Here is a 6,755-nt window from a genome sequence, read left to right as displayed (position 1 = left end):
GCGCAGCAGGCGCCGCGCCTCCCACAGATCGGCCGCATGCGCCGCCGCCCGCTCGGCGGCCTTCGCCGCCTCTCCGCCGGTCCCGGCCGCGGCGTTCCCGGCCCCATCGGCCCCGGTCCCGTCGGCCCCAGCCCTGTCGTCCGTCATCTCGTTCATCCCGGTCCCCCGCTTTCGTCCCGTGGCCGCAATGCGCCACAATCCCGGCCGACACTGCCGGCGTTGCACAGCAGCGACATGGGTTGCTGACCGGCAGCAAGGAGAGGCCGATGGGCCAGACAATCGCCCTGGTGGACGATGACCGCAACATCCTGACCAGCGTGTCGATGACCCTGGAGCAGGAAGGATACCAGGTCCGCACCTATACCGACGGGGAGGCGGCGCTGCAGGGCCTGACCGCGCGGCCGGTCGATCTCGCCATCCTCGACATCAAGATGCCGCGGATGGACGGAATGGAACTGCTGCAGCGGCTGCGCGCGCGCTCCGCCATGCCGGTGATCTTCCTCACGTCCAAGGACGAGGAGGTGGACGAGCTGATGGGCCTGCGCCTGGGTGCCGACGACTACATCACCAAGCCGTTCAGCCAGCGGCTGCTGCTGGAGCGCATCCGCGCGCTGCTGCGGCGCAACGAGGTCAGCCGGGCGGAGGGGTCGGGCGCCTCACCCTCGGGCGTGCTGGCGCGCGGCGACATGGTGCTGGACGAGACCAAGCATCAGTGCCTGTGGAAGGGTAAGGACATCCAGCTCACCGTCACGGAGTTCCTGCTGGTCAAGGCGCTCGCCGCGCGGCCGGGCATGGTGAAGTCGCGCGACCAGCTCATCGATGCCGCCTACGGCGAGAACATCTATGTCGACGACCGCACCATCGACAGCCACGTGAAGCGGGTGCGCAAGAAGTTCCGCGCCGTCGACGACAGCTTCAACCAGATCGAGACGCTCTACGGCATCGGCTACCGGTTCAAGGAGGGCTGATGCCCGAGGGCGTCGTCCCGCGCGGCCTGCAGCCCGCCCCACCCGTGCGGCGGCGGGCGCACGAGCGCTGGGTCTCGCCGCTGCTGCGGCGCATCCTGCTGGTCAACGCGCTGCCGCTCGCGCTCCTGGTCGTCGCGCTGCTGTATCTCGACCAGTACCAGAACGGGCTGCTGGAGGCCGAGGTGGTGGCGCTGCGCGAGCAGGCGCGCATCTATGCCGGCGCGCTCGGCCAGAGCGCGGTGCAGGACCCGGACAGCGCCAATCCGAAGCTCGTGCCGGACGAGGTGCGCCCGCTGCTGCACCGGCTGACCGATCCCACGCCCTATGCGCAGGCGAAGATCTATGGCCCGGATGGCACGCTGATCGCGGACAGCCGGGTGCGCGAGGGCAGCAAGGGCGCGGTGACGACCGAGCCGCTGCCGCCCGCCGTCGATCGCGGACCGTTCCTGATGGCGATGGAGTTCGTCTATGACCGGGTGCTGACGTTCCTGCCGCATAACGAATCGCCGCCGCTGCGCGTGGACAGCGCGCCGACCGCCGCCGGCTATGACTGGCAGCCGGGGACCAAGGAGGAGATACGCCTGTCCGGCAGCGAGAACGGCCGCGAGATGCCGCCCTATATCCGCCGCACCGCCGACAACCGGCTGCTGGTCACCGTCGCCGAGCCGGTGGAGCGCAACAAGCACACGGTCGGCATCATCCTGCTGACGCGCGAGGCGCGCGAGGTCGATCGCAGCCTGCTGGCGATACGCAGCTCCATCCTCAGCCTGTTCGGCATCGCGCTGGTGCTGACGGTGCTGCTGTCGTGGTACCTGTCGCTAACCACGGCGCGGCCGATCCTGCGGCTGGCCTCGGCGGCGGCGGAGATGCGGGAGGGGCGGGGGCATGGCGCGGTGCCGAACTCGCTGCTGCGCCGGCGCGACGAGATCGGCGCGCTCGCCCGCGCCCTGTCGGACAGCGCCGCGGCGCTGTGGACGCGCATGGACGCGATCGAGCGCTTCGCCGCCGATGTGGCGCATGAGCTGAAGAATCCGCTGTCGTCGATACGCAGCGCGATCGAGACGCTGCGGCGGGTGGAGGAGCCGGTCGGTCAGAAGCGCCTGCTCGGCATCATCGGCAGCGACGTCACCCGCCTCGACCGGCTGATCAACGACATCAGCGACGCGAGCCGCGTCGATACCGAGTTGTCGCGCGCCGCCGTGGAGCGCGTGGATATCGCGCCCATCCTGGCGACGCTCGCCGAACTGGCGGAGGCGACGCGCCGCCAGGGCGACGTGCGGGTGGACCTCGACGCGCCGGCCGAGGGGCTGGTGGTGCTGGGCGTGGAGGGGCGGCTGGTGCAGGTGCTGCGCAACCTGATCGCCAACGCGGAGTCGTTCAGCCCGATCGACGGCCGCATCCTGCTGCGCGCGCGAGAGAACGGCGGCATGGTCGAGATCAGCGTGGAGGACGAGGGTCCGGGCATCCCGGACGGCAAGCTGGAACACATCTTCGAACGCTTCTATTCCGAGCGTCCGCTGGGCGAGCGGTTCGGGCAGCATTCCGGCCTCGGCCTGTCGATCAGCAAGCAGATCGTGGAGGCGCATCACGGCCAGATCGCCGCCGAGAACAGGCGCGACGAGAGCGGCCGCGTGCTCGGCGCGCGCTTCGTCGTGCGCCTGCCACGGGCACCGGCGTGACGGGGGCAGCGTGAGCGGTCTGTAGGGTGGAAAACGGGCTGCGTCTGACCCGGCGCGCGGTGCTGCGCGCGGGATGCGTCGTGCCGGCGGTCGGGCTGCCGGTGGCCGGTGACGTGGCGCCCGGCGCTGCGGCGGTGATTGAGCTTGTCGTCACCGACGGGGCGGTGCCGCTGCTGCTGACGCAGAGCGACGGCACGGCGGTGCCGCTCCTCGCCCGCTGCCTCGTGCGCGAGCTTCCGTAAGGCCAGCGATGCGGTGATCCGGAAACGACGACGCCCGCCCCGGTCCTAGCGACCGGGACGGGCGCCCAGGCGATCGGCGCGCCGTCGCTTAGCGCGTGCTGCTCGTGCCCTCGCTGCGATGCGTCGTCATCGCGCCGGTCGAGCCATGATGATAACCGCTGCCGTTGTGCACGGTGTCGGCGGTCGGCGGCAGCTTGTGCACGCCGGTCGTTCCGGCCGGCGGCACCGCGTCGGCACCGCCGCCAACGACCGGGGCAGTCCCGCCGCCGCCGGCCTGGGCGAACGCCATCGCGGGCGCGGCGAGCAGGGTGGCGGTGAGGGTGGCGATATGAAGCGTCTTACGCATGGTGACGTCTTTCCTGTCCGTTCCGGCAGGGCATGCAGCCCTTGCCATCGTTGCATGTCCGTTGTCGCGGTCCGGACCGGCGCCTGGGCGCCGGACCTTCCATGCCATACAACGCAACGAACCGCGAAAGGATCGAACGCTCACGCGCATGCGACTGCCACGGCCATTTCCGTCGCGGCTACTTAGCCGACCGCACCACCTTCTCCGGCGTGGTCAGCTCGCTGTAGACAACCTGCGCGAAGCGTTGCAGCTGCCAGCGGCGGTTATTCTCGTCGAGCTTGGTATCCGCCGCAATGACCGGGCAATAGGCGGTCGTAAGGTCGTTGACCGTGTCCGCCTTCGCCGCGTGCGGCGCGACGCTGTGCAGCTTGTCGATCAGTTCGCCAACCTTGTTGATCATGTTGTCCGGCGTCACCGCGGCAAGCAGCGGCTGGATGCCGGACTTCGGATCGGCGATCGTCTGCGCCAGTGAGTCCTGTTTCGGATGCGAGCCCGGCTCGACGCAGGACGGGTGCGGCCCGGCGAGCTGGATGAAGGCGTGGGCGCGCAGCTCGCCGACCTCGCCCGCCTGGGCCGGGCGAGGCGACGCGTTGGACCAGGAGTTGCGCACGTAATTCGCCACGTCGGCGATCTGCTGGTCGGTCATGTCGGCGCCGAGCGCGGGCATCTGGCGATAATCGCCCTGCGCCGGGATGCCAGCGAGGACCACCCGGATCACGTTCTGCGGCCCTTGCGCCACCACGGCGCCGTTGCCGGCGAGCGGCGGCACCTCGTTCGGGACGCCCTTGCCATCCTGCTGGTGGCAGGACGAGCAATGATTGAGGTAGACGTTGGCGCCGGGGCCGGAACGTCCCGCGAAGGCCTGCAGCTTGTCCGCGCTGTATTTCTCCTCCGGTGCCGTCGACTTCAGATAGGCGGCGATCGCGAGCCGGTCGCCGTCCGTCAGCTGACTCAGGCTGTCATGCACGACTTCGTGCATCGGGCCGAGCGCCACGCTCTTTCCCTCGGCGGTACCGGTCTTGAAGTAGGTGGCGAGCTGATCCTGGGTCCAGGAGCCGATGCCTTCCTTCGGGTCGGAGGTGATGTTCGGCGCATACCAGTGATCGATCGACCCGCCCTCGAACGGCTTGGCCATCATCGACGCGCCGAAGATCGCCTCGCCATGGCATTCGGAGCAATGGCCGAGCGCGGTGACGAGATAGGCGCCGCGGTTGATCTGCTCGGATTTCGACGGGTCGGGCTTGAACGTGCCCTCATGGAAGAACGCCGTGCGCCAGGCGAGCAGGCCGGTGCGGATGTTGAACGGGAACTCCAGCTCGTTGGGCTTCCGCGGGGCATGCACGGGCTTGAGGCTCGCGAGATAGGCGCGGATCGCGAGGGCGTCGTCGTGCGTGACCTTGGTGTACCAGGGGAACGGCATCACCGGGTAGAGATACTCGCCGCTGCGGCCGATGCCGTTATGCAGCACGTCGTAGAATTCCGCGTCGGTCCAATTGCCGATGCCGGTCGCCTTGTCGGGCGTGATGTTGGGCGTGGAGATCTTGCCGAAGGGCGTGCTCATGTACAGCCCGCCCGAGTAGGGCTGCATGCCGGGGCCGGTATGGCAGGGCCCGCAATCGGCGGCGGTCGCCAGGTATTTGCCGCGGGCGATCAGCGCGTCCTGCGCGCTCGCCCCGTGGACGCCGGGCGCGTCGGCCGGGGCGCCCGTGGGGGACCCGGTGGGGGTGCCAGTAGACGCGCCAGTGGAGGTGGCAGCGGAGGTGCCAGTGGAGCTGCCAGTGGAGGCACCAGCGGGCGAATTGGTTTGCGCGGGCGCCGGATCGGCCGCTTGGGCGGCGGGCGCCCCCAGCAGGGCGAGCAAGGCGGCGGCGGAGGCGCCGGCGGCGAGGCGCCGGGTCAGGCGGTCGGGCGCGTGCGCGCGTGCGGGCATCGATGGCTCCCCGGGGTTTTCTGGGCACAGGCATCATCGCGATCACCGCGCGGGCCGTGTACGGCCGGCACAGTGCGGGTCATCCCTGCGCTAACCGCGGGACGGGCCGCAGGTTGCCGTGCTTGGTGCCACGGGCGACAACACAACTGCGCTAGCCAGAACGGTGCGAGCGGTCGCGCCGGCAGGACGGCGGTGCCGGTGCGGGGTCAGTCCGCCGCGAGGGCGCGCACCCGCGTCGCCGGCGCGGCCTGCGGCAGCCACACGCTGACGGTCGTGCCGCTGCCCTCGATGCTGTCGATGTGCAGCACGCCGCGGTGGCGGCTGACGATGTGCTTGACGATGGCAAGGCCAAGGCCGGTGCCCCCCACCGCCCGCGAGCGTCCGCGATCGACGCGGTAGAACCGCTCGCCGAGGCGCGGCAGATGCGCCCGCGCGATGCCCGCGCCCTGGTCGGCGACCGACAGCACGACGCCCGGCCGCGGCGGAAACCGCCCCCCGCCCGCCGGCGCTCCGCCGGGGCCCGTCGCACCCGGCGCCGCCGTCGTCACCGCCGACAGCCGCACCTCGCCCCCCGCGCGGCCGTATTTCACGGCATTGTCCAGCAGGTTCTGCGCCACCTGCGCGAGCTGGTCGGCGTCGCCGAGCACGGCGGGCAGGTCGGGCGGCACGTCGAGGCGCAGCGTGGTCTGCCGCTCCGCCAGCCGCGGCTCGAAGGCGGCGGCGAGGCGTGCGAGGAGCGCGGCGAGATCGACGCTCTCCGACGGCGCCTCGTGCTCCGTCAGCTCGATGCGCGAGAGGCTGAGCAGGTCGTCGATCAGCCGGTGCATCCGCCCCGCCTGCTCCGCCATGATGCCGAGGAAGCGCTGCTGCGCCGGCGGGTCCTCCCGCGCCGGGCCGCGCAGCGTGTCGATGAAGCCGATCAGGCTGGCGAGCGGCGTGCGCAGCTCGTGACTGACATTGGCGACGAAGTCCGAGCGCGTGCGCTCCGCCGCGCGTTCGCGCGTGCGGTCGGCGAGCATCAGCAGCGCGCGTTCGCCCTCCGGCAGCGGCGGGTCGAAGACGACGACGGTCGCGAACACGTCGCGCGGCACCGGCACCGGCAGGCTGAGTTCGACGCTCTCCACGCCCCCGCCCGATCCCCCGCCGCCGGCGGCGAAGGCGCGGTCGAGCGCGCCGAGCAGCCCGGGATGGCGCAGCAGCGAGGCGAGTTCCGGCCCGTAGGTGCGCAGCGCCGCGGGGTTGGCGCGACGCAAGGCGCGGTCGGCGCCGAGCAGGATCACCGGATCGGGCAGCCGCGCGACGATCGCGTTGTCCACCTCGCGCAGCTGTTCGATCAGCGCGTCGCGGCTGGCGATCTCGCGCGCGAGCCGGCGTGCCTGCGCGGCCAGCGCCTGCAGCGGCCCGATCGACGGCTCGGCCTGGGCCGCGCCCGTTGTGCCCGTGGCGGCGCGGCGCAGCGTTTCGCCCAGCCGGTTGACGTCACGGGCGAGATGGAGGGCGGCGGCGAGGGCCGCGAGGATGGTGGCAAAGCAGACCACCAGGGCCGGTCCCGGCCGCGCCTCTCCGAGGGCTGCCAGAAGCAGCAGCGCC

General features: G+C 71.4%; 6 protein-coding genes. 3 read left to right on the top strand and 3 right to left on the bottom strand.

The genetic code is table 11. The features are described from left to right. Window positions 1-266 precede the first annotated feature (266 nt). From B8460_RS17020 to B8460_RS17010, 3 genes are read left to right on the top strand one after another with little or no spacing between them, the layout of a single operon-like run. The gene (locus B8460_RS17020; RefSeq protein WP_048862809.1) at window positions 267-968 is read left to right on the top strand and encodes a response regulator transcription factor; all 702 of its coding nucleotides are present in this window, start codon (window positions 267-269) and stop codon (window positions 966-968) included. Continuing rightward, window positions 968-2,647 carry a stimulus-sensing domain-containing protein gene (locus B8460_RS17015; protein ID WP_084623820.1) on the top strand — a complete coding sequence of 560 codons (1,680 nt, stop codon included), beginning with the start codon at window positions 968-970 and terminating at the stop codon, window positions 2,645-2,647. The genes B8460_RS17020 and B8460_RS17015 overlap by 1 nt, the downstream gene beginning before the upstream one ends. 26 nt (window positions 2,648-2,673) lie before the next feature. Then, a complete protein-coding gene (locus B8460_RS17010) occupies window positions 2,674-2,889 on the top strand; it encodes a hypothetical protein (protein ID WP_048862808.1) in 216 nt (71 codons plus the stop codon). Window positions 2,890-2,977: 88 nt separating this feature from the next. On the opposite strand, the gene B8460_RS17005 is transcribed toward B8460_RS17010, so the two are convergent. The 3 genes from B8460_RS17005 to B8460_RS16995 all read right to left on the bottom strand — a co-directional run. Then, window positions 2,978-3,235: a hypothetical protein gene (locus B8460_RS17005; RefSeq protein ID WP_048862807.1), complete on the bottom strand. Its 258-nt coding sequence runs from the start codon at window positions 3,233-3,235 to the stop codon at window positions 2,978-2,980. 178 nt (window positions 3,236-3,413) lie between these two features. Continuing rightward, entirely contained in the window at window positions 3,414-5,165 is a 1,752-nt protein-coding gene (locus B8460_RS17000; RefSeq protein ID WP_199445682.1) for a c-type cytochrome, read from the bottom strand. A gap of 206 nt (window positions 5,166-5,371) precedes the next feature. Beyond that, window positions 5,372-6,755 (bottom strand): ATP-binding protein (locus B8460_RS16995; protein ID WP_048862806.1); only part of this gene is annotated, 1,384 nt, incomplete at its 5' end.

This window comes from Acidisphaera rubrifaciens HS-AP3, assembly GCF_000964365.1.
GTDB lineage: Bacteria > Pseudomonadota > Alphaproteobacteria > Acetobacterales > Acetobacteraceae > Acidisphaera > Acidisphaera rubrifaciens.
The sequence above is the reverse complement of the archived record's forward strand: the minus strand, read 5'-3'. Positions and strand labels throughout refer to the sequence as shown.